The organism is Stappia stellulata, assembly GCF_020176715.1.
GTDB lineage: Bacteria > Pseudomonadota > Alphaproteobacteria > Rhizobiales > Stappiaceae > Stappia.
In genome coordinates this window covers 132176-153573 of the sequence record NZ_JAIVMF010000001.1, presented here as the reverse complement: position 1 = coordinate 153573, position 21398 = coordinate 132176, and the positions used below count along the sequence as shown (strand labels likewise).

At 64.0% G+C, this 21398-nt stretch carries 20 protein-coding genes and 1 pseudogene; 13 read left to right on the top strand and 8 right to left on the bottom strand.

The window, feature by feature from the left end:
• Positions 1–27 precede the first annotated feature (27 nt).
• Together LC092_RS00755 and rpoZ are read right to left on the bottom strand one after the other, a co-directional pair.
• Positions 28–2250 (bottom strand): RelA/SpoT family protein, encoded by a 2223-nt coding sequence (locus tag LC092_RS00755; RefSeq protein WP_224804071.1) that lies wholly within the window; start codon positions 2248–2250, stop codon positions 28–30.
• Positions 2251–2377: 127 nt separating this feature from the next.
• Complete coding sequence (gene rpoZ, locus LC092_RS00750; RefSeq protein ID WP_224804069.1) at positions 2378–2782, bottom strand: DNA-directed RNA polymerase subunit omega; 405 nt, start codon at positions 2780–2782, stop codon at positions 2378–2380.
• Positions 2783–3236: 454 nt separating this feature from the next.
• Between rpoZ and LC092_RS00745 the strand changes: the two genes are divergently transcribed.
• Together LC092_RS00745 and LC092_RS00740 are read left to right on the top strand one after the other, a co-directional pair.
• Positions 3237–3833 (top strand): NYN domain-containing protein, encoded by a 597-nt coding sequence (locus LC092_RS00745; protein WP_224804068.1) that lies wholly within the window; start codon positions 3237–3239, stop codon positions 3831–3833.
• Positions 3834–3845: 12 nt separating this feature from the next.
• The gene (locus LC092_RS00740; protein WP_224804066.1) at positions 3846–4493 is read left to right on the top strand and encodes a uracil-DNA glycosylase; all 648 of its coding nucleotides are present in this window, start codon (positions 3846–3848) and stop codon (positions 4491–4493) included.
• 13 nt (positions 4494–4506) lie between these two features.
• Here the strand turns inward: LC092_RS00740 and LC092_RS00735 are convergent, their stop codons facing one another.
• The 5 genes from LC092_RS00735 to LC092_RS00715 all read right to left on the bottom strand — a co-directional run bounded on the left by LC092_RS00735 (position 4507) and on the right by LC092_RS00715 (position 9750).
• A complete protein-coding gene (locus LC092_RS00735) occupies positions 4507–5277 on the bottom strand; it encodes an arginyltransferase (RefSeq protein WP_224804064.1) in 771 nt (256 codons plus the stop codon).
• 27 nt (positions 5278–5304) lie between these two features.
• Positions 5305–7131: an SLC13 family permease gene (locus tag LC092_RS00730; RefSeq protein ID WP_224804062.1), complete on the bottom strand. Its 1827-nt coding sequence runs from the start codon at positions 7129–7131 to the stop codon at positions 5305–5307.
• A gap of 157 nt (positions 7132–7288) precedes the next feature.
• A complete protein-coding gene (locus LC092_RS00725) occupies positions 7289–7789 on the bottom strand; it encodes an RDD family protein (RefSeq protein ID WP_224804060.1) in 501 nt (166 codons plus the stop codon).
• Between the two features lie 75 nt (positions 7790–7864).
• The gene (locus LC092_RS00720) at positions 7865–9088 is read right to left on the bottom strand and encodes a threonine ammonia-lyase (protein WP_224804058.1); all 1224 of its coding nucleotides are present in this window, start codon (positions 9086–9088) and stop codon (positions 7865–7867) included.
• Positions 9089–9129: 41 nt separating this feature from the next.
• On the bottom strand, positions 9130–9750 hold the full coding sequence (locus LC092_RS00715; RefSeq protein ID WP_224804056.1) for a LysE family translocator: 621 nt from the start codon (positions 9748–9750) through the stop codon (positions 9130–9132).
• A gap of 83 nt (positions 9751–9833) precedes the next feature.
• On the opposite strand from LC092_RS00715, the gene LC092_RS00710 reads away from it, so the two are divergent.
• A complete protein-coding gene (locus LC092_RS00710; RefSeq protein ID WP_224804054.1) occupies positions 9834–11237 on the top strand; it encodes a PLP-dependent aminotransferase family protein in 1404 nt (467 codons plus the stop codon).
• 21 nt (positions 11238–11258) lie between these two features.
• Here LC092_RS00710 and hemB read toward each other — a convergent pair whose 3' ends face one another.
• Positions 11259–12293, bottom strand: a complete 1035-nt coding sequence (gene hemB / locus LC092_RS00705) for a porphobilinogen synthase (protein ID WP_224804052.1) — start codon at positions 12291–12293, stop codon at positions 11259–11261.
• Between the two features lie 185 nt (positions 12294–12478).
• Between hemB and LC092_RS00700 the strand changes: the two genes are divergently transcribed.
• The 10 genes and pseudogenes from LC092_RS00700 (at position 12479) to nrdR (ending at position 21395) form a co-directional block, all read left to right on the top strand.
• Positions 12479–13615 carry an isobutyryl-CoA dehydrogenase gene (locus tag LC092_RS00700; RefSeq protein ID WP_224804050.1) on the top strand — a complete coding sequence of 379 codons (1137 nt, stop codon included), beginning with the start codon at positions 12479–12481 and terminating at the stop codon, positions 13613–13615.
• A gap of 46 nt (positions 13616–13661) precedes the next feature.
• Positions 13662–14036 carry a DUF5367 family protein gene (locus tag LC092_RS00695; RefSeq protein ID WP_224804048.1) on the top strand — a complete coding sequence of 125 codons (375 nt, stop codon included), beginning with the start codon at positions 13662–13664 and terminating at the stop codon, positions 14034–14036.
• The gene (locus tag LC092_RS00690) at positions 14036–15100 is read left to right on the top strand and encodes an enoyl-CoA hydratase/isomerase family protein (protein ID WP_224804046.1); all 1065 of its coding nucleotides are present in this window, start codon (positions 14036–14038) and stop codon (positions 15098–15100) included. Before LC092_RS00695 ends, LC092_RS00690 begins: the two co-directional genes overlap by 1 nt.
• A 50-nt stretch (positions 15101–15150) precedes the next feature.
• Positions 15151–15561, top strand: coding sequence for a DUF6163 family protein (locus tag LC092_RS00685; protein WP_224804045.1), 411 nt, complete (start codon positions 15151–15153; stop codon positions 15559–15561).
• A 39-nt stretch (positions 15562–15600) separates the two neighbouring features.
• Positions 15601–16512: pseudogene (mmsB, locus tag LC092_RS00680) on the top strand (3-hydroxyisobutyrate dehydrogenase); the annotation flags it as partial.
• Positions 16513–16875: 363 nt separating this feature from the next.
• The gene (ldtR, locus tag LC092_RS00675; protein WP_224804041.1) at positions 16876–17388 is read left to right on the top strand and encodes a transcriptional regulator LdtR; all 513 of its coding nucleotides are present in this window, start codon (positions 16876–16878) and stop codon (positions 17386–17388) included.
• A gap of 347 nt (positions 17389–17735) precedes the next feature.
• Positions 17736–19016, top strand: a complete 1281-nt coding sequence (locus LC092_RS00670) for a L,D-transpeptidase family protein (protein WP_412103512.1) — start codon at positions 17736–17738, stop codon at positions 19014–19016.
• 93 nt (positions 19017–19109) lie between these two features.
• On the top strand, positions 19110–19304 hold the full coding sequence (locus LC092_RS00665; RefSeq protein ID WP_224804036.1) for a DUF6898 family protein: 195 nt from the start codon (positions 19110–19112) through the stop codon (positions 19302–19304).
• 181 nt (positions 19305–19485) lie between these two features.
• Positions 19486–20802, top strand: coding sequence for a serine hydroxymethyltransferase (gene glyA / locus LC092_RS00660; RefSeq protein ID WP_224804034.1), 1317 nt, complete (start codon positions 19486–19488; stop codon positions 20800–20802).
• 116 nt (positions 20803–20918) lie between these two features.
• On the top strand, positions 20919–21395 hold the full coding sequence (gene nrdR / locus LC092_RS00655) for a transcriptional regulator NrdR (RefSeq protein ID WP_224804032.1): 477 nt from the start codon (positions 20919–20921) through the stop codon (positions 21393–21395).
• Positions 21396–21398 lie beyond the last annotated feature (3 nt).

The window sequence follows — 21398 nt, the reverse complement described above, 5'->3', positions numbered from 1 at the left end:
GTCGTCTCGCGCCACGCGATAGCGGGGTCAGCCGATTTCCCGGGTCACGCTCGACACATTCGGTTTGGCCCGGAGCTGATTCATGATCCGGGTGAGATGCTTCAGATCCCATACCTCAAGATCGATGAGGATTTGATGAAAATCTGCTGCCCGCTTCAGCATTTTCAGGTTGTCGATATTTCCGTCCAGATCCGCAATGGTCCCGGCGATGGTTGCAAGGGACCCGGGCTCGTTCAGGGCCGCGATCACGATTCGCGCGGGAAAGCGCTCGTGCCCGTCGCCGCTCATGTCCCATCGCACGTCGAGCCAGCGGTCGGTCTCTTCCTCGAAGGCCTGCAGGGCCGGAGACTGTATCGGATATATGGTGACGCCGACGCCCGGTGTCAGGATGCCGACGATCCTGTCGCCCGGAACCGCGCCGCCATTGGGCGCGAAGGACACCGGAAGATCGCCGGACAGTCCGCTGATCGGCAAGGCGGCCGTGCCGTCGCCGTCATCGGTCGGTCCGTGCCCGTCCGGGACCCGGAACTTCATTCCGCTTCCGCCTTCCAGGTCGAACCAGCCTTCCTCACCGGCAACCGGCGCGGTCTGCAGCCGGTCGTCGCGATAGTCGGGATAGACGGCGGCGACGACGTCATGGGCGCGCATGTCGCCGCGCCCGACCGCTGCCAACAGATCCGCGACGCTGCCATGCCCGGTCGTGCTGATCACGCCGGCGAGACGCTCTTCGGTCAGCGAATGCCCGGCGCGCAGGAAGGCGCGTTCCAGGATATGTCGCCCGAGGGAGCCATATTGCTCGCGCGCTGACTCGCGTGTCGCGCGTCGGATCGCGGCGCGCGCCTTGCCCGTGATCGCGATGTTTTCCCAGGCCGGCGGCGGCGTCTGCGCCTGGCTGCGGACGATGTCGACCTCGTCGCCGTTCCGCAGCTCGGTCACGAGCGGCATGATCTGGCCGTTGATCTTGGCACCGACGCAGGTGTTGCCGATGTCGGTATGAACCGCATAGGCGAAGTCGATTGGCGTCGCGCCGCGCGGCAGGGCGATCAGGCGCCCCTTTGGCGTGAAGCAGAACACCTGGTCGTGGAACAGTTCCAGCTTGGTGTTTTCCAGGAACTCTTCCGGCGTATCGCCCTGCGACAGCATCTCAATGGTGCGTCGCAGCCATTCATAGGCGCGGCTTTCCTCGTCGAGCTTGGCGATGTTGCGCCCGCCGAGCTCGCCGTCCTTGTAGAGCGCATGCGCCGCGATACCGTATTCCGCCACCCGGTCCATCGCCGTCGTGCGAATCTGCAGTTCCACCCGCTGCCGGCTCGGCCCGACGACGGTGGTGTGGATCGAGCGGTAGTCGTTCTGCTTTGGCGTCGACAGATAGTCCTTGAACCGTCCGGGAACGGTCGGCCAGGTGGTGTGCACCACGCCAAGCACGCGGTAGCAGGCCTCCACCGTGCCGACGATCACGCGAAACCCGTAAATGTCGGAGAGCTGTTCGAAGGCGATCGACTTCGACTGCATCTTGCGGAAGATCGAGTAGGGGCGTTTCTCGCGCCCGCGCACGATAGCCGCGATGCCGCGCTCCTCCAGCCGATGCGTCAGGTCGGCCTCGATGTCGCCGATCAGGCTTTGGTTCTTCTCTTCAAGCGCTGCAAGCCGTTCGGTGATCGTGGCATGGGCGTCAGGGTTGAGGGTGCGGAAGGAAATGTCTTCCAGTTCCTCGCGCATGTCGTGCATGCCCATGCGCCCGGCCAAGGGGGCATAGATCTCCATCGTCTCTTCCGCGATCCGCCCGCGCTTGTGCTCCGGCATGTGATGGAGCGTGCGCATGTTGTGCAGGCGGTCGGCCAGCTTGACCAGAAGCACGCGCACGTCGTCGGCGATGGCGAGAAGCAGCTTGCGGAAGTTTTCCGCCTGCTTGGCCCGCTTCGACACGAGATCGAGACGCTTGATCTTTGTCAGTCCGTCGACCAGCTTGCCGATCTCGGGACCGAACATGCGGTCGATCTCGTCGCGGGTCGCGGAGGTGTCCTCGATGGTGTCGTGCAGGAGCGCGACCGCGATGGTCGCGTCGTCGAGACGCAGGTCCGTGAGGATCGCGGCAACTTCGAGAGGATGGGAGAAATACGGGTCACCCGAGGCACGCATCTGGCTGCCATGTTTTTGCATGGCATAGACGTAAGCCTTGTTGAGCAGCGCCTCGTCGGCGTTCGGATTGAAGCGCTGGACCCGTTCAACCAGCTCGTATTGCCGCATCATTGCGGTGACGCCTCAGCAATCCGGGGCGCAGCATCTGAGCCGCGCCGGATAAAAAGCAGAAAATCCGGGGCAGGCAGGTGCCGACCCCGGAGAACGCGACGTTTCGAGCGGCTGTCGGCGAACGCTGTCAGATGTCGTCCTTGCGCTCGGGGGGGACGAGGCCCTCAAGGCCGCGCAGAAGATCTTCTTCCGACATGCGGTCAAATTCCACTGCGGAATCGTCGACGGTGTTCACTTCGGTGCCACCGCTTTGCTGCGAGGCATTGGGAACCATCGGAACCGCATCCGCCTCAGGCTCGTCGACCTCGACATATTTCTGCAGCGAGTGGATAAGATCTTCCTTGAGATCTTCCGGGCTGACGGTCTCCTCGGCCACTTCGCGCAGCGCCACGACCGGGTTCTTGTCGTTGTCCCGGTCGATGGTGAGCGGCGAGCCGCTGGAAATCATCCGCGCCCGATGGCTCGCCAGAAGCACCAGCTCGAAGCGGTTCTCGACCTTGTCGATGCAATCTTCGACGGTCACGCGCGCCATTGGTATTCTCCGTAAACTGTGGTCGGCAAGCCGCGATATGTACTGCCTTGACAGCACAATGGCAAGCCTTGCCGAGGATCCTGCGAGTTATTTGTTTTTAAGTTAATTTTTGGTTCCGGTTGTGTCTTTGCGCGACTCACGTTGGAAGAGCGAGGAAGTTGTGTTGCCGTTTCCTGCAAAAATGGTGTAGGGAACTTAATTAAACCGGACGCCTACTAGGTGACTGGACAAGAACGAAGCACCGAAAAAATGAAACGGGTGTTTCACGGGCACGTGACGCCGGGGCAGAAAAGTTCCGGAGTAGGCAGGTCGGTCCTCTCGACGATTGGCGTGAAAATAGTCTTGGACGAGCGGTCGGGCGAAACCGGAAATCCGGAGCGGCCGCTCTTTAATATGGTATATTTTCGAGATTGTCGGCGGTCGGCCTGCATTACAGTGAAAGGCATTGAAAGTGATGTTCGATCCCAGGGAAAAAGTTGCATTGTTTATTGATGGCGCCAACTTGTACTCGACCGCCAGGACAATCGGCTTCGATATCGACTATAAAATGCTGCTTCAGGAATTCCAGAAGACGGGTTATTTGCTGCGCGCCTATTATTATACGGCGTTGATCGAGGATCAGGAGTATTCCTCCATCCGGCCGCTGATCGACTGGCTTGACTACAATGGCTACAAGGTCGTCACCAAGCCAGTGAAGGAATTCGTCGATTCCAGCGGCCGCCGCAAGATCAAGGGCAACATGGACATCGAGCTTGCCGTCGATGCCATGGAGATCGTCGAGCATGTCGACCACATCGTCCTGTTTTCGGGCGACGGCGACTTCCGCTCGCTGGTCGAGGCGCTGCAGCGCAAGGGACGTAAGGTAAGCGTGGTTTCCACCTTGCAGACCCAGCCGCCGATGATCGCCGACGACCTGCGCCGCCAGGCCGATCATTTCATCGATCTTGCGACGCTGTCGAAGAAGGTCGGCCGCGATCCGGGCGAGCGTCCGGCCCGTCCGGCGACCGATCGTCCGCGTCGGGTCGAAGCGGAAGACGAAGACGATTATTGAGCGGTTGCGCGCATGTCATTGCCCTTGAACCCGCCGGGCGATTGCCCGGCCTGTCCGCGGCTGGTCGAATTCCGGGAAATGCACCGTGCCCGCAATCCCGAGTGGCACAATGCCCCGGTACCGACCTTTTCGGCGCCGTCGCCGCGGCTGCTCGTGGTGGGACTAGCGCCGGGTCTGAAGGGGGCGAACCGGACGGGGCGCCCCTTCACCGGCGACTACGCCGGGGATCTTCTCTACGAGACGATGGTCGACTTCGGGTTCGCCCGCGGCACCTATGCGAAGCATCCCGATGACGGTCTGACACTTGTCGATGCCGCGATCACGAACGCGGTGCGGTGCGTACCGCCGGAGAACAAGCCGACGGGTGCGGAAATCCGCACCTGTTTGCCCTATCTGCAGGAAACGATTGCGCGACTGGGCGATGTGGTCGCGATCCTCGCGCTCGGGCGGATCGCGCATGACGCGACGCTGACCGCTTTGCAGCAGAGAAAGGCGTCCTTCCCCTTCGGCCACGCGGCGCGTCATGCGCCCGAGGGGGCGCCGGTGATCTTCGACAGCTATCACTGCTCACGCTACAACACCAACACCGGCCGGCTGTCCCGGGACATGTTTCGGTCGGTGTTCTCCGCCATCCGTGCGGAGCTCGACGCAACGCCCTGACCGCGAGGTCTCTTCAATCCGGGGTGGTCGGGGCCTCAGTCTCGGCGGGCCCCCATCCCTCGGGGCCGAGAAGCTCCTGGGGCTGGAAGCGCGCCTTGTAGTCCATCTTCGGTGACCCCTTCACCCAATAGCCGAGATAGACGTAAGGAAGGCCCAGCCCGCGGGCGCGCTCGATGTGGTCGAGGATCAGGTGCGTTCCGAGGCTGCGGGCATGTTCGTCGGGGTCGAAGAAGGAATAGACCATCGACAAGCCGTCGCTCAGCATGTCGGTCAGCGCGACGGCCAGAAGCGGCCCGGCGCCGCGCCCGTTGAGAAAACTGTCGGGACCGCGCTTGCGGTATTCGACCAGCATGGTCTCCACATGCGTGTCTTCCACCATCATCGCATAGTCGAGCACGGTCATGTCGGACATGCCGCCATCGGCATGACGGGCATCGAGATACCGGCGGAAGAGATCATATTGTTGTGAGGAGGGGGCGGGAGACGATGCCGTTCCGATGATGTCGGCATTCTTGCGCCACAGCCGGCGAAACGCCCGCGTCCAGCGGAAGTCGTCCACCCTGACGCGGACGGAGATGCAGGCCTTGCAGTCCTCGCAGGCGGGGCGATAGGCGATGTTCTGGCTGCGCCGGAACCCGCCCTGCGTCAGAACGTCGTTGAGGGTCTGCGCCTTGGACCCGACGAGATGGGTAAAGACCTTGCGTTCCTTGCGTCCGTCCAGATAGGGACAGGGCGCCGGCGCGGTCAGATAGAATTGCGGGGTATCGGTCGGGTGCCGCGTCACGTTCGTTGGGTCTCCGCTTCTTGCCCGCTACAGCATGGCGAAACCATAGTACACGGGCGCAACCAAAGTGAACGTTAGCCAGAGCAAAATGGCAAGCGGCGTGCCGGCGATGAGAAAATCGGAAAAGCGGTAGTGCCCCGGGCCCATGACGATGAGGTTGGTCTGGTAACCGATCGGCGTCGCGAAGGAACTGTTCGCCGCAAAGATCACGCAGGTGACGAAGGCTTCCACCGGCAGTCCCGTCGGCCCCGCCATGTTGACGGCAATGGGGGTGAAAAGAACCGCGGTCGCATTGTTCGACAGCATGTTGGTCAGCATCATCACCAGAAGATAGAGCGCGGACAGGACAATCATCGGCGGCTGGTTCTGGAGCTGGGCAACAAGCAGGTCCGCGATCGCCCGCGCTCCGCCGGTGACCTCCAGGGCCGTGGCCGAGGCGATCGAGGCGCCGATCAACATGAAGATACGGCTGTCGACGGCGCGCAACGCCTGACGCACGTTGAGACATCCGGTGGCGATCAGCGCGAAGGTCGCGGCGACGGAGGCGGTCACAATTGGCACCAGTCCCGTCGCGCTGACGAAGACCATGATCGAAAAGATCGCGAGAGCGCGGGGCGCGAGGCGGCGCGGCGGGACCTCGGCCGCCGACCAGTCGAGCAGCAGAACATCGCGATAATTTCGCAATTTCTTGATGTCTTCCGCGCCTCCGGCCAGCAGCAGCACGTCTCCGGGTTCCAGGCGGATCTCGGTCATGGCCATGCGTGGCATGCGCGAGCGCCGCTGCACGCCCATGACGACGCAACCTGTTTCGGTGTGAAAGCCGCTTTGGGCAATGGTGCGCCCGCTCAGCCGCGAGGCCGGAGCCACCACGGCCTCGGCCAGCGTCAGGGAGCGTTGAGGAACGGAGACTTCGGTTTCGCCGTTCTCGTCGCCGTCGGTCGCCATCAGGGGGTGGCGGCGCGCAAGCGCGGCGGTCAGTGCGGAGCGCGTGGCCGCGACGATCAGCGTGTCGCCCGGTCGCAGGGTCACATTCTCGAACGGCGGCAGGATCGGCCGTTCGCCGCGCTGCACCAGGCGCACCGTCATGTCCTTGAGCGCCGGAAACAGGCCCGCAACCGCCGATGCGCCCTCCAGCGGATGATCGTTGGTGATGTGGATCTGCGCGATGAACTGCTTTCCCGTCGAGGGCTGTAGCTCGTCCGCCATTGTTTTTCGCGGGCGCAGCAGATAGGGCATGACGAAGAGTACATAGCACCCGCCGACCGCCGCAAGGATCACGCCAAGACCGGTGAAACTGAAAAACCCGAGGCGCACGTCGCTCGTCCGCGCCGCCACATCCGCCACGAGTAGGTTCGTCGAAGAGCCGATGAGCGTCGTCATGCCGCCGAGAATGGCGATGAAGGACAGCGGCATCAGCAACCGGGCAGAGGATTTTCCCTGGGCGGCGGCAACGGCGGAGAGGATGGGCAGGAACATCACGACGACGGGCGTGTTGTTCAAAAAGCCGCTGATGATGGCGACCGCGATCAGAATCGGAGCCGCTGCCAGATGCGGATTGCGGCGTGTCGCCCTGACGATGAATTGCGCCGGCTTTTCAAGCGCGTCCGTCTGGAATAGCGCGTGGCCGACGATCAGCAGGCAGGTGACGGTGACAAGCGCCGGATTGGCGAAGCCGGCGAGCAGTTCGGCCGGACCGATCCCGGTCTCGCCAGGAAACACCGTGAAGGTGAGCATCAGCGCGACGAGAGATCCCAGGGCGACATATTCCAGCGCAAAGCGCTCCATCGCATAGAGCACGATCGTGGCGACGATCACCACGAGCGTGAGGATCATGGCAGGATCGGCTGGCTGCATGCGGTCGGCCCATATCCTCTTTCCGGCCACGCGAAGGCGCGCGGCGCGACGAACGCCACGTCCTTTCTATCCGCCACAGGGCGCTTCGCAAAGAAGGAATGCTTTCCCGAAGGGCTTGATTCAGGAAAGTTTTGCCACGGCGGGCGCCGTGTGGCTCCTACCGGAGGTCCGCGGCGCGGTTCACCACGACGGTGCCGAGGATCAGGTCGTGCAAGAGCCGCTTTTCGGCATTGAACAATGAGACCGCAAGCACGAGCGGTGTAAGCAGGGAAATCGAGAACCAGAACAGCAGCGCATGCATGCCGGCAATCAGGATATCCGGCCGACCGCCATTTGCCATGCGCATGGTCACGCCCATCGCGCGCATGCCGGGCGTCGCGCCGGTCGGTCCGCCGAGTGTCAGTGCGACATAGATGAGCGCGACGGCGGGCCAGAGAATGGGAAACAGCAACCAGCCCAGCCCGAGCGTGAAGATGCCCAGGAAAAACACCAGCACCGTCGCCATCAAGGTGATTGCGCCGATCAGGATCGCATCGATGACGAAGGCAAAGATCCGGTTCGTGCGCACGCTGGCAAAAAGCCTGGGGTCGTCGAAGGCGGGAGCATAGGCGGGCACGGAGGCGTCCTGTTCGCTGTGTCCGGAGGAGGGGGAGGTCATGGCGTCCTTTCGCTCGGTTGCCCCTTTCAGGTGGGGATTGCCGGGCGTGCTGTCAAATGCGGCCGGGATAAAGCGTCACAGGCGCGATTCTCCCAGATCCAGCATGCGGACACTGAAGTCGCGGCTTTCAAGCGCGGCGAGGATCTCCTGCGCATGGGTGCGGTCATGGGTTTCCATCGTGACATCCAGCGTGGTTCCCTTCGCCGGGACGTTGAGAAACAGCCGGTGATGCGAGACCTCGAGGATGTTGCCGCCAAGCGACCCGATCAGGGTCGAGATGTCGCCCAGAACGCCGGGCCGGTCCGGGGTCGTTATGCGGATCGACAACAGACGCCCTTCGTGCGCCAGACCGCGCACCATGATCGAGGACAACAGTCGGGGGTCGATGTTGCCGCCGCACATCACCAGCCCGACGCTGCGGCCGGCGAAGCGTTCGCGGTGAGAGAGAAGGGCGGCAAGACCGGCGGCGCCGGCACCTTCGGCCATTGTCTTTTGCTGGGTGAGATAGGCGTTGACCGCCTGTTCGATGGTCGCCTCGTCGACCAGGAGAATGTCGTCGACGCTGTTGCGCACGATCTCCAGCGTCAGCTTGCCGACATTCTTGACCGCGATGCCTTCGGCAAGCGTCGCGCCGCCGCACTGAACGGCCTTGCCGTCCAGCGCGCCCTTCATGGACGGGTAGAGCGCGGCTTCGACGCCGATGATCTCGATGTCCGGACGCAGTGCCTTGGCCGCCGTCGCCATTCCCGAAATCAGCCCGCCGCCGCCCACCGGAACGACCAGGCATTCCAGGTCCGGGTGGTCCTCCAGCATCTCCAGCGCGATGGTGCCCTGACCACAGATAATCGCTTCGTCGTCATAGGGGTGGACCCAGACGAGGCCTTCCGCCTCCGCGATCCGTTCGGCTTCGGCTTGCGCGTCGGCCAGCATCTCGCCGGCCAGCACCACCCGCGCGCCATAGCCGCGCGTCGCCGCGACCTTCACGAAGGGCGTCGGTTTCGGCATGACGATGGTCGCGGGGATGCCGAGCCGTCCGGCGTGATAGGCAACCGCCTGGGCGTGGTTGCCGGCGGACATGGCGATGACGCCGCGCCTGCGGTCTTCGGGCGAGAGCGATGACAGTTTCACCAGCGCGCCGCGTTCCTTGAACGCGTTGGTCACCTGGAGATTTTCGTATTTGACCCAGACGTCCGCGCCGGTCAGGCGGGAGAGCTTCGGCGCCGGCAGGCACGGCGTGCGCATCACGGCCCCGGAAATCACCTGGGCCGCGGTGCGGATGGAATCGAGCGAAACCGACATGAAAGGTCACCGCGAAAGGAACCGGGACCTCCCCTGTGCCATCAAGCCGGGATCATTTGCAAGCTCGCGATGGTCGAGCCGATCATGAGGAGGGCGAGGACGAGCTTGAGCCAATACAGGAAACGCGACGCGCGGACGGCCATCCGCAACCGGCCGCCGGCCAGCAGCCACAGGCCGTTCAGGATCCCGCCGAGCACCCAGAACGTCAGCGATACGAGAAGCGCATCGGCAAGATAGCGCTCCGGCGAGACGAACTGCGAGATCGCGGCAATCTGCATCGCATAGGCCTTGGGACTGAGCGGGTGCACCCACAGGCCGCGCAGGTAGCCCGGAACCCGCCGGGCGTCGCCGGGCGCGCCGCTGCCCGAGCGCACGATGGTCCAGGCGAGATAGACAATGTAGCCGATGCACAGCCAGCGCAGCAGTTCGAACACCTGCGGCGCGCCCTGCAGCAGCGCATAGAGCCCCAGCACGTTCAGCCAGAAGATAATCTGGAAACCGCTCATGGTGCCGAGCAGGAACGGAACCGCGGGCCTTGCGCCGAAGGCGACGCCGCTGGCCATCAGCGACATGTTTGCCGGCCCGGGAGAGCCGACCATGGCGACGATGAACAGGACGAGCACGCCATATTGGGCGAGGGGCATGAGAACATCGGAGGGCATCCGCAATCTCCCGGCGTTGGAGTTGTCGCGTGAGCCCACAAAATGACTGAGACAAAACTTGATACAATTCTTATATTGTACTCATGACAATATTCTCGCAGATCACGGCCGATGCGCCGGCGCGGCCGGCGACCGCCCGCTCCATCGAAACGCATTTGCGCGCAGAGATCGCCGAAGGGCGCGTGCCGGCCGGAACGCGCCTGCCGCCGATCCGCGAGGCGGCTTGGCAGCTTGGCTGTGCGCCGGCAACCGTGGCGCGCGCCTATCGTTCGCTTGTGGTGGCCGGACTTGCCCACGGAGAGGTCGGGCGGGGCACCTTTGTCGGCGCCACGGACCGGCGGGTGTCTTTCCCGCCCGGCGCATCGGCGCAAACGGCGGCGGATGCGGGCGTCATCGATTTCGCGGTCAACGGCTTTCAGATGCATGACGCGGCACCGCTTGTATCCGCGGCGCTGGAGCGGGCAACGGCGCGGTTGTCGGCCGGCGCCATTCCCGCCGGCTATACCGCTTCAGCGGGCCGGGCGGAGGACCGCGAGGCGGCGGCGGCCTATCTGACGCGGTGGCGTCCGGGGCTCGACGCGCGGGAGGTGGTGCTGACCCATGGCGCGCAGTCGGCGCTGTCTGCCGCGTTTCAGGCATTCGCCGCGCGCGGGGGAGCGATTGCCTGCGATGCGGTAACCTATCCCGGCGTGATCGGGGCCGCCGTCGCGCTCGGGATTCCGTTGCATCCGGTTGCTGGGGATGGAGAGGGCATGCGTCCCGACGCGCTTGAGGCGGTCTGCCGCCGTCATCCGGTTTCGCTGGTGGTGGTGATGCCCGATGTGCAGAACCCGACGGGCATTTCCATGACTCAGGCGCGGCGCGCGGATCTCGCCGCGGTCGCGGCGCGTCAGGGACTGACCATCGTGGAGGACCAGATCTACGGTTTTCTCATGCCGGATGCCCCGGCGGGGTTTTCGCGCCTTGTGCCGGAGCGCACGGTGCTGGTCTCCGGACTGTCCAAATCCGTCGCGCCGGTGCTGCGTGTCGGATTTGCCGCCGGTCCTGTGGAGAGGATCCGCCATATCGAGGCGGTGCTGAACGCCACGAGCCTGATGGTGTCGCCGCTGCTTGCCGATGCGGCAAGCTGGGTGCTGGAACAGCCGGAATTGTCGGAGCGCGCCGCGTTGCTGCGCGCAGGGATCGCCAGCCGTGCCGACTATTGCCATGTCCGGCTTCCCGGACTGGACCGCGAGCGCCTTGCCGGCGGGATCGCCTGGCTGCCGGTTCCCGACAGTTGGACCGCGGACGGATTTGCCGCCGAGGCCGCGTCGCTCGGCGTTCGCGTCAGTCCCGCACGCCATTTTTGCGTGGAGCCAAGAAACGCCCCGCAGGCCGTGCGGCTCTGCCTTGCCAATGTCGCGCAGGACGCCCGCTACGAAGAGGGGATCGACAGGCTTGCCGCGCTGCTTGCACAGGCGCCGCGCACGTCGTCGATCATGCCGTGACGTTCCGCCGACAAGGGGCGGTTAGCCCTTGAGACGACGCGCGACCTCTGGCGCGAAATAGGTCAGAACGCCGTCGGCACCGGCCCGCTTGAAGGCCATCAGGCTTTCCATCATCGCCCGCTCGCGATCGAGCCAGCCGTTCTGGGCGGCGGCGCAGATCATCGCGTATTCCCCCGACACCTGATAGGCGAAGGTCGGGCGCAGGAAGGCGTCCTTCACCCGGCGGATGATGTCGAGATAGGGCATGCCCGGCTTGACCATGATCATGTCGGCGCCTTCCTCCAGGTCAAGTTCGACCTCATGCAGCGCTTCGTCGGAATTGGCCGGATCCATCTGATAGGTCCGCTTGTCGCCGACCAGCGTGATGTTGGTGCCCACCGCGTCGCGGAACGGCCCGTAGAACGCGGAGGCGTATTTCGCCGCATAGGACATGATCTGGACGTCCTGATGTCCGTTGGCGTCAAGCGCCGCGCGGATCGCGCCGATGCGTCCGTCCATCATGTCGGAAGGCGCGATCACGTCCGATCCCGCATCCGCCTGCAGCAGCGCCTGCGCCACAAGCTGCTCCACCGTCTCGTCGTTGACGATGGTCTCGCCCTCCATCAGCCCGTCATGGCCGTGGCTGGTGTAGGGGTCGAGCGCGACATCGGTGATCAGTCCGATGGGAAGTCCCGCCGCGCGGATTTCCCTGCAGGCCTGGCACACGAGGTTTTCCGCGTTCAGCGCCTCGGATCCGCGCGCGTCGCGCAGCTCCGGGTCGGTGTTGGGAAACAGCGCGATCGCCGGAATGCCAAGCGCCGCGGCGTCCTCCGCCTGCGCCCGGATGCGGTCGACGCTGTGGCGCATCACGCCGGGCATGGAGGGAACGGCTTCGGTGAGATTGGTGCCGCGGGTGACGAACAGCGGCCAGATCAGGTCGTCGACCGTCAGCGTGTTTTCGCGGACCATGCGTCGCGACCAGTCGGTGCGCCGGTTTCGACGCATGCGCCGGCCGCCCACGACGGCATCGACGGTGGCGGTGCTCGGACCGTTCGCGGGGCGCTGGGGCGCTGTCATGCTTCTACTCCGGGAAAGACGTTTTACCTTTGAGCCGAGACACTAGCACCGGAAAGCCTGTGGCCGAAAGACAGGGCAGAGGGAATTCAGGGTCGCAATTGACGCAGGCGCAGGGGGCGGATAATCCCACGGGGCAGGTCGCCGCGCGAGTTCCCGCGTCGACGCTACGGGAGGAGAGCGGTTCGATGGATTTCACTCTTGGCGAAGACCAGCGCGCGTTTCAGGATGTTGCCCGCCAGTTCGCACGCGACGAGATGGAGCCCAACGCGCGGGAATGGGACGAAACCTCCCATTTTCCCGAAGACACGCTGCGCAAGGCGGCCGAGCTCGGTTTCGGGGGCATTTACGTCGGGGACGATGTCGGCGGGTCCGGGCTGACCCGGCTGGATGCGGCGGTGATCTTCGAGGAATTGGCCGCAGGCTGCACCTCGACGGCCGCCTATATCTCGATCCACAACATGGCCGCCTGGATGATCGACCGCTTTGGCGACGATGCCCAGCGCCAACGGTTCTTGCCGGCACTGTGTTCGATGGACCATTTCGCCAGCTATTGCCTGACGGAGCCGGGATCGGGGTCGGATGCGGCGAGCCTTCGCACACGCGCCGTTCGCGACGGTGACGACTATGTGCTGAATGGCTCCAAGGCCTTCATTTCCGGCGGTGGGCGCTCAGACATCTATGTCGTGATGGTGCGCACCGGCGACGCCGGTCCCAAGGGCATTTCCTGTCTGGTGGTTGAAAAGGACACGCCGGGCCTGAGCTTCGGCGCGCAGGAGGCCAAGCTCGGCTGGAAGAGCCAGCCGACCGCGCAGGTGAACTTCAGCGATTGCCGCGTGCCGGTCGCCAATCGCATCGGCGCGGAAGGCGACGGGTTCAGGATCGCGATGGCCGGCCTCGACGGCGGACGCCTCAACATCGGTGCCTGCTCGCTCGGCGCGGCGCAGAGCTGTCTCGACCGGTCGATTGCCTATCTCAAGGAGCGCAAGCAGTTCGGCAAGCCGCTCGCCGAATTCCAGGCGCTGCAGTTCCGCCTCGCCGACATGGCGACGGAGCTGGAGGCGGCGCGGCTTCTGCTGCACAAGGCGGCGACGCTCGTGGACGCAAAGACCCCGGATGCCACCCGCATGGCGGCGATGGCCAAGCGCATGGCAACGGATGTGGGATTCTCTGTCGTCAACGAGGCGTTGCAATTGCATGGCGGCTACGGCTATCTGCGCGACTATCCGGTCGAACGGTTCCTGCGCGATGTCCGCGTGCACCAGATCCTGGAAGGCACCAACGAGATCATGCGGCTGATCATCGCTCGGGATTTGTTGAAATGATTGAAAGCCCCGCGCGCCGGTTGCAAGGGGACAAGGGCATGACGATATGCGACGCGGTCTGATCGTTGGCATTATTGGGTGGCTTGCCGCGAGCCTTGTCTTCCGGCTGTTCGGCCATCTCATTCTGGTCGGTCCGGGACTTCCCTATGTCCTCGCGCTGATCGTCGGCGGCGTCTTGGCCAGCGCGGTCGCGCTTCTTGCTGCGCGTCTGTTCTGCGAACCGGGAAAGAGCGCGCGCTTTGCCGCCGGAGTGGTTATTCCGGGGCTGTTGGGAGATGCCGCCGCGACGCTGGCCTTCGCGCAGGTGTTTCCAGCGCTTCCGCCGGCATTCGATGTGTTGTTCGCGGCGATGATGCTGTGGGGCTACGGCGTGATCCTCGCCGTGTTGATCCTGTTCGGCGACAAGGTTGTGAGGACGTGATGAGCGAAGACGAAATCCTGTTCGAAATCCGCGGCCATGCGGGTCTTGTCACCCTGAACCGGCCGAAAGCGCTGAATGCGCTCACCCATGGCATGGTCACCGCGCTTGCCGAAAAGCTCGAGGAGTGGCGCGAGGAGGATACGGTGCGCTGCGTGGTCGTGCGGGCGGCGGGCGAAAAGGCCTTTTGCGCCGGTGGCGACATCCGCCGGATCTACGATCAGGGGCAGGCGAAGGATCCGGCGCAGGTCGATTTCTTCGCCGACGAGTATCGTCTTAACGTCCAGATCAAGCGCTACCCCAAGCCCTATGTCGCGCTGGTCGACGGCATCGTCATGGGCGGCGGCGTCGGCGTCTCGGTTCATGGAAGCCACCGGGTGGGCACCGAACGCACGATGTTCGCCATGCCGGAGACGGGGATCGGCTTCTTTCCCGATGTCGGCGGAACCTATTTCCTGCCGCGCATGCCGCATCAGACCGGGATGATGGCGGCCCTGAGTGCCGCCCGCCTGAAGCAGGCGGATGCCTTGTGGGCCGGGGTTCTCACCCAGGCGGTGACGTCGTCCGACCTGGAGGCGCTCACCACCGCTCTTTGCGAAGGCGCGCATCCCGACGAGGCGCTTGCGGCCTTTGCGCGCACGGCCTCCGACCTCGGCGCCGGTGAAGCGCCGCTCGCGGCCCGCGCGGCGACCTGTGCGGATGTCTTCGGCAAGTCCTCGCTCGAGGAGGTGCTTGCGGCACTGGAGGCGGTTGCCGGCGAGGGGGATGACGGGGAGTGGGCATCGAAGCAGCTCGCCGCGATCCGCTCCAAATCGCCGACCAGTGTCGCGCTTGCCTTCGCTCAACTGCGCAAGGGCGCCGATCTCGATTTCGAGGCCTGCATGCGGCTCGAATACCGCATTGTCAGTCATATCCTGAAAGGGCACGACTTCTATGAGGGCGTACGCGCGGTGATCGTCGACAAGGACAATGCACCGATTTGGTCGCCCGGGCAGATCGCCGAGGTCCGGTCGGACGAGATCGAGCGCTACTTCCAGCTTCCCGATGGCGGCGATCTTGATGTCTGATACAAGGGGCGCCGGGCTGCGCTGACCGGGCGCGGGGGGCCGGAGATCACATGAACGCATTGCTACAAGACTATTGGAAAAACCGGCCCGCTTGGTCCGTGGCGCTGATCTGGTATCTGCGGGCGATGGCCGTGCTTCTGATCGGCGGCGGGCTGATTCACTGGGCCCGGATTATCGGCATCGTGCCCTGGCGCGGGTTCTGGTTCTGGGACATGCCGATCGAATGGCAGGCGGCCACCGTGTTTTTCGCGGTTCTGGATCTCGTCGCCGCCATCGGTCTGTGGCTGACCGTGTCCTGGGGCACGGTGATGTGGCTCACCCGCGCGTTGACGCAGGTGGTGATGCACACGGCGTTTTCCGATGTCTTCGGGCGCCGGCCCTACGAGATCGGCTTCTACCTCACGACCATCGCGATTTATCTGGTGCTTCTGTATTTGAGCGACCGGGAGCAGCGAAGGTGACGCGCCGCGCGCGGCAAGAACACGTTCAAACATCGAAAAGGGGAGATGACATCCATGGCAACGATCGGATTTGTCGGACTTGGCAACATGGGCGGGCCAATGGCCGCCAATCTGGTGGCGGCCGGCCACACGGTTTATGGACTTGATCTCTCGCCCGACGCGCGTGCCCGGCTGAAGGACGCCGGCGGCAACCCGGTGGAATCTGTGGCCGAGGCCGTGGCAAGTGCGGATGTCGTCGTGACCATGCTTCCCGCAGGCACGCATGTTCGCAAGGTCTATGGCGGCGAGACCGGCATTCTCGCCAATGCCCGCCCCGGCACCCTGCTGATCGACAGTTCCACGATCGATGTCGACAGCGCCCGCGCCGTGGCAAAGGATGCGGCGGCCGCCGGCATGAAGATGGTCGATGCGCCTGTCTCCGGCGGTGTTGCCGGCGCGGCCGGCGGCACTTTGACCTTCATGGTTGGTGGCCCGGACGAGGCGTTTGAGGCGGCCAAACCCTACCTGGAGATCATGGGCAAGACGATCGTCCATGCCGGCGGAGCCGGCACTGGGCAGGCCGCCAAGATCTGCAACAACATGTTGCTCGGAATTTCCATGATCGGCGTCTGCGAAGCCTTCGTGCTGGCCGAACGTCTCGGCCTCGATCACCAGAAGCTTTACGACATCTCCTCGACGGCTTCGGGTCAATGCTGGTCGCTGACGAGCTATTGCCCGGTTCCCGGCCCGGTCGAGACCTCTCCGGCCAATCGGGACTATCAGCCGGGCTTCGCCGCCGCGATGATGCTGAAGGACCTGAAGCTCGCCCAGGAGGCCGCGAGCGCCAGCGGGGCGTCTACCCCGCTCGGCGCGGAAGCCGCAGCCCTTTACAATCTGTTCTGCAATCAGGGCGAGGCGGGCACGGATTTCTCCGGCATCATCCGCTTCCTGCGTGGCGCGGAAACCGCCTGACGCGGCGAGGGTGCCTTGGGTCACGGATTACGGGCCGCGCCGGCATTTCGTCGGCGCGGCTTTTTTCCTCGTGAAAAATGCGGAGGTGGGTGGATGTCGGCCTTTTTTCCATCTGTCGCGCATCGGGAATCTTGAAAAAAATTCGGCTGCCCGTTGAACCCTCGTTTCATGTATTCGAGGTCGAAACCGCCCAACCCGGCAATATTTACAGTTAAGAATTCCTGAATTCGATCAATATGCAATGCATTGGCGCGTTAACCGATGATTTAGTCTCCTTTTTAAGCGGATTTTAGAGGCCGCCGGGTATGGTTTGCATCAAGGTGACAAAAAATGCACCGCAAACAATACATGAGGCGCAAACAGATGATGACGGCAACGAAAGCGGTCGACGCGGCTTTGCAGGCCGAAGACGGCGATGATATCCAGCCGCTCTACCTTGAGGCACTGACTCTGGTCGAGCGATTACACCGGCGTCTCCTTGATGTGATCAAGGATGAGTTCGACCGCGAGGGTCGCTCCGACGTCAACAGCGTGCAGGCGCTGCTTCTGTTCAATATCGGCGATGCCGAGCTGACGGCGGGTGAACTTCGCACCCGCGGCTACTATCTCGGCTCGAATGTCTCCTACAACCTGAAGAAACTGGTCGATCTCGGCTTCATTCACCATCAGCGCTCGCGCACCGACCGCCGGTCGGTTCGTGTCAGCCTGACGGAGAAGGGCAAGGGCGTCGCCGAGAAGGTGAATGCTCTGTACCAGCGGCACATGCTGTCTGTGGAACAGGTCGGCGAGATCGGTCCGGAGGACTTCAAGGTGCTGAACCGGTCGCTCCGTCGCCTGGAACGGTTCTGGACCGACCAGATCCTGTATCGCCTTTGAGGTCTGGCGGCGGTCGACGCCGTCGAAATCCGGACGACCTGACGATCGGGCCGCATCCTCATGGAGCGGCCCGATGCGTTTCTGGAAGGCAATCCGGGCCGATCCATGCGGTGTGCCGCCCCGTAGACCGCCGGAACCGGGGCGGACGCTGCGACATGAATGTGCCATATTGCCATGCGTTAAGGATTGCGGCGCAAACCAGGCTGGTGTTGCCGGATGCTCCCGTTTCGGGAGAGAGTATTTGTTAATCCGGTGGCGATACCTCTGTGTGACATGGCACGGCAAGGCGGGACGGAATGAATATGGTGGCATCTCAGTCGGCAAAACAGGGTGCGACGGGCCCCCGGATGCGGCGCGGCCTGCTTGGCGTTTCCCTGCTCGGCGCCGTGTCCCTTCTGTGCGCGGCTGTAGCGCCGGCCCCGGCGCTGGCGCAGAACGCGGCCCTGAAAGCGCTGATCGAACAGCAGCAGCGCGTTGAATGGCGCGACCAGTTCGACAACACGATGCGCAGTCTCCAGGCCGTCGAATCGTCGTCTCCGACACTTTCCCCCGACACCGCGACCTATGTCGAAATCGCGATCCAGCGCTATTCCTCGATCGTCCAGAACGGCGGTTGGCCGCAGGTGACGAGCGGACGCCGCGCCATGCGTCTGGGCACGCGCGAGGACAATGTGATCTCGCTGCGCCGCCGTCTGATGGTCTCTGGCGACCTCGAGCAGACCGCAGGTATGTCCGACACCTTCGATTCCTACGTCGATGCCGCGGTGCGCCGCTTCCAGATCCGCCACGGTCTGACGCCGGACGGGGTGGTCGGCAAGAGCACGCTGGACGCGATGAACGTGCCCGCGGTGGTGCGCTTGTCGCAGCTTGAGACCAACATGGTGCGCCTGCGCTCCATGTCCGGCTTCCTGGGCGACCGCTACGTGATGGTTAATATTCCGGCCGCCGAGATCGAGGCGGTCGAAAATGGTCGCGTGCGGTCGCGTCATACCGCTGTCGTCGGCAAGATCGACCGGCAGACGCCGATCCTCAACTCCAAGATTTACGAGCTGAACTTCAATCCCTACTGGACGGTGCCCGTCTCCATCATCCGCAAGGACCTGATCCCGAAGATGAACGAGGATCCGCAGTATCTGGAGAAAAACCGGATCCGGATTTTCGACTGGAAGGGCAACGAACTTGCCTGGCAGCAGATCGACTGGGGAACGGACGAGGCAACGAAGTTCCAGTTCCGCCAGGAGCCGGGCGAGATCAATTCGCTCGGGTCGGTTCGCATCAACTTCCACAACAAGCATCAGGTCTATTTGCACGACACGCCGTCGAAGTCCCTGTTCGGGTCCGATTACCGGTTCCATTCCTCCGGTTGCGTCCGCGTGCAGAATGTTCGCGAGTTGATCACCTGGCTGCTTGAGAGCACCACGCCGGACTGGAATCGTGCCCGGGTCGACGAAACCATCCGCAGCGGCGTGCGCGAGGATGTTCGTCTGAAGGCGCAGATCCCGCTGTATCTGGCCTATGTCACCGGCTGGGCGACCGCCGAGGGCGTGGTGCATTTCCGCGACGACATCTACGACCGCGACGGGTTGGCTCTCGATGGAGCCGGCACGGCTGTTTCCGCCTATCAATAGACCGCAGATGCGTTTTTCTGCAGAAAAGTCCGCCTTTCGTTTCAAGATCCGCAAGCGGCGTTCGCGCCGGATCGGGATCGGCGGGGCGGCCGGATGAGCCAGTCGGGCGGCCCGGCGGGCGAGGTCTATTTCGAGTTTTTTCCGGTTGGACGACAGGTTCGGGTGACGGCAATTGACGCCACCACCGGGATCGAGGTTGTCGTCCTCGGACCCAGGCAGGCAAGCCAGGCGGACTTGCAGCAACTGGCCTTGCGAAAACTGACCAGGCGACTTTCAAACGCGCCGTGACGCGATCGCCATGCGGTCTTCGCTCTTGGTTCACCATCTGGCCTGTGCTATTTGCGAAGCCCTTGACAGCGGTGCCTGTTCGTCTCCTGCGACCAGGTGGTGACGGAGACACGCTCCGCCCGCGCGCCTTGCCCAAGCATTTGCTTGCGTTCTGATCAGTTCACGAAAGAGGGGACCGACGATGTCGATGACCGACTCAACGCTCGACACGCCGATTTATCCGGACTTCTTCACGCGCGGTCTTGCGGACGCGGACCCGGAAATCCATTCGGCCATCACCCGCGAACTCGGACGCCAGCGCCACGAGATCGAGCTTATCGCTTCCGAGAACATCGTCTCGCGCGCCGTGCTTGAGGCGCAGGGTTCGATCATGACCAACAAATATGCGGAAGGCTATCCGGGCCGCCGCTATTACGGCGGTTGCGAGTTCGTCGATGTCGCCGAGGACCTGGCCATCGAGCGCGTCAAGCAGCTGTTCGGCTGTGGCTTCGCCAATGTGCAGCCCAACTCCGGCAGCCAGGCGAACCAGGCCGTGTTTCTCGCGCTGATCAAGCCGGGCGACACCATCCTCGGGATGAGCCTCGATGCCGGCGGTCACCTCACCCATGGCGCACGCCCCAATCTCTCGGGCAAGTGGTTCAACGCCGTGCAATATGGCCTCGACACGTCGACCGGCCTGATCGACTACGACGCGCTTGAGGCGCTGGCCCGCGAACACAAGCCCGCGCTCATCATTGCCGGCGGATCGGCTTATTCGCGCGAGATCGATTTCGCCCGCTTCCGCGAGGTCGCGGATGCGGTCGGTGCCTATCTGATGGTGGACATGGCGCATTTCTCCGGCCTTGTTGCCGGCGGCGTGCACCCGAGCCCGTTCCCCCACGCGGATGTCGCGACCTCCACGACGCACAAGACCCTGCGCGGTCCGCGCGGCGGCATCGTGCTGACGGACCGCGAGGACATCGCCAAGAAGATCAATTCCGCGGTGTTCCCGGGGCTCCAGGGCGGTCCGCTGATGCATGTGATCGCCGGCAAGGCGGTGGCCTTTGGCGAGGCGCTGCGGCCGGAATTCAAGGTCTATGCGCGCAACGTCGTCGAGAATGCCAAGGTGCTGGCCGAAACCCTGCGCGAGGGCGGTCTCGACATCGTCTCCGACGGGACGGACACGCATCTGATGCTGGTCGACCTGCGGCCCAAGGACCTGACCGGCAAGTCGGCGGAGGCCTCGCTCGGCCGCGCCAACATCACCTGCAACAAGAACGGCGTTCCCAACGATCCGCAGAAGCCGACGATCACCTCCGGCATTCGCCTCGGCACGCCGGCGGGCACCACGCGCGGCTTCGGCCCGCAGGAGTTCCGCGAGATCGGCAAGCTGATCACCGAGGTGCTGGACGGTCTCAAGGCCGCCAACTCCGAAGAGGGCAATGCGTCGACCGAGGCGGCGGTGAAGGACAAGGTCATCGCGCTGACGGATCGTTTCCCGATCTATCCCGGTCTTTAAGGGGGACGCAGGCGCCCCCGGGCGCCCGCTCCCTGTGACAACCCCGGCCTTGCGCCGCTCCTGTCGCCAGTGTGTATGGCCGGGGCGGCGCAAACCGGTTCGGAGCCGAGTGCCACATGAAGTGCCCCTATTGCGGTTGCGATGACACGCAGGTGAAGGATTCCCGGCCGACGGAAGACAACACGGCGATCCGCCGGCGTCGGATCTGTTCGGAATGCGGTGGCCGCTTTACCACCTTCGAGCGCGTGCAGCTGCGCGAGTTGACGGTGGTCAAGCGCACCGGCCGGCGTGTGCCGTTCGACCGGGACAAGCTCGAGCGCTCCGTTCGCGTTGCGACCCGCAAGCGGCCGGTCGATCCCGACCAGGTGGAACGGATGATCAGCGGGATCGTGCGCCAGCTGGAAAGTTCCGGCGACAGCGACGTGCGGGCCGCCGATATCGGAAATCTGGTGATGGAGGGCCTCAAGGTCCTTGATGATGTGGCCTATGTCCGCTTCGCGTCAGTCTACAAGGACTTCCGCGAGGCCAAGGACTTCGAGGCGCTGCTCGACGAGATGAGCGGCCCCGATGCCGCGACATTCAACGACGGATAGCCC

Coding starts and splice junctions, on each gene's coding strand:
- LC092_RS00715 (WP_224804056.1), bottom strand. CDS start 9,750: ATGCCCTCCGATGTTCTCATGCCCCTCGCCCAATATGGCGTGCTCGTC.
- LC092_RS00700 (WP_224804050.1), top strand. CDS start 12,479: ATGGATTTCACTCTTGGCGAAGACCAGCGCGCGTTTCAGGATGTTGCC.
- rpoZ (WP_224804069.1), bottom strand. CDS start 2,782: ATGGCGCGCGTGACCGTCGAAGATTGCATCGACAAGGTCGAGAACCGC.
- LC092_RS00755 (WP_224804071.1), bottom strand. CDS start 2,250: ATGATGCGGCAATACGAGCTGGTTGAACGGGTCCAGCGCTTCAATCCG.
- glyA (WP_224804034.1), top strand. CDS start 19,486: ATGTCGATGACCGACTCAACGCTCGACACGCCGATTTATCCGGACTTC.
- ldtR (WP_224804041.1), top strand. CDS start 16,876: ATGATGACGGCAACGAAAGCGGTCGACGCGGCTTTGCAGGCCGAAGAC.
- LC092_RS00740 (WP_224804066.1), top strand. CDS start 3,846: ATGTCATTGCCCTTGAACCCGCCGGGCGATTGCCCGGCCTGTCCGCGG.
- LC092_RS00670 (WP_412103512.1), top strand. CDS start 17,736: ATGCGGCGCGGCCTGCTTGGCGTTTCCCTGCTCGGCGCCGTGTCCCTT.
- hemB (WP_224804052.1), bottom strand. CDS start 12,293: ATGACAGCGCCCCAGCGCCCCGCGAACGGTCCGAGCACCGCCACCGTC.
- LC092_RS00685 (WP_224804045.1), top strand. CDS start 15,151: ATGAACGCATTGCTACAAGACTATTGGAAAAACCGGCCCGCTTGGTCC.
- LC092_RS00665 (WP_224804036.1), top strand. CDS start 19,110: ATGAGCCAGTCGGGCGGCCCGGCGGGCGAGGTCTATTTCGAGTTTTTT.
- LC092_RS00730 (WP_224804062.1), bottom strand. CDS start 7,131: ATGCAGCCAGCCGATCCTGCCATGATCCTCACGCTCGTGGTGATCGTC.
- LC092_RS00695 (WP_224804048.1), top strand. CDS start 13,662: ATGCGACGCGGTCTGATCGTTGGCATTATTGGGTGGCTTGCCGCGAGC.
- LC092_RS00710 (WP_224804054.1), top strand. CDS start 9,834: ATGACAATATTCTCGCAGATCACGGCCGATGCGCCGGCGCGGCCGGCG.
- nrdR (WP_224804032.1), top strand. CDS start 20,919: ATGAAGTGCCCCTATTGCGGTTGCGATGACACGCAGGTGAAGGATTCC.
- LC092_RS00745 (WP_224804068.1), top strand. CDS start 3,237: ATGTTCGATCCCAGGGAAAAAGTTGCATTGTTTATTGATGGCGCCAAC.
- LC092_RS00690 (WP_224804046.1), top strand. CDS start 14,036: ATGAGCGAAGACGAAATCCTGTTCGAAATCCGCGGCCATGCGGGTCTT.
- LC092_RS00725 (WP_224804060.1), bottom strand. CDS start 7,789: ATGACCTCCCCCTCCTCCGGACACAGCGAACAGGACGCCTCCGTGCCC.
- LC092_RS00720 (WP_224804058.1), bottom strand. CDS start 9,088: ATGTCGGTTTCGCTCGATTCCATCCGCACCGCGGCCCAGGTGATTTCC.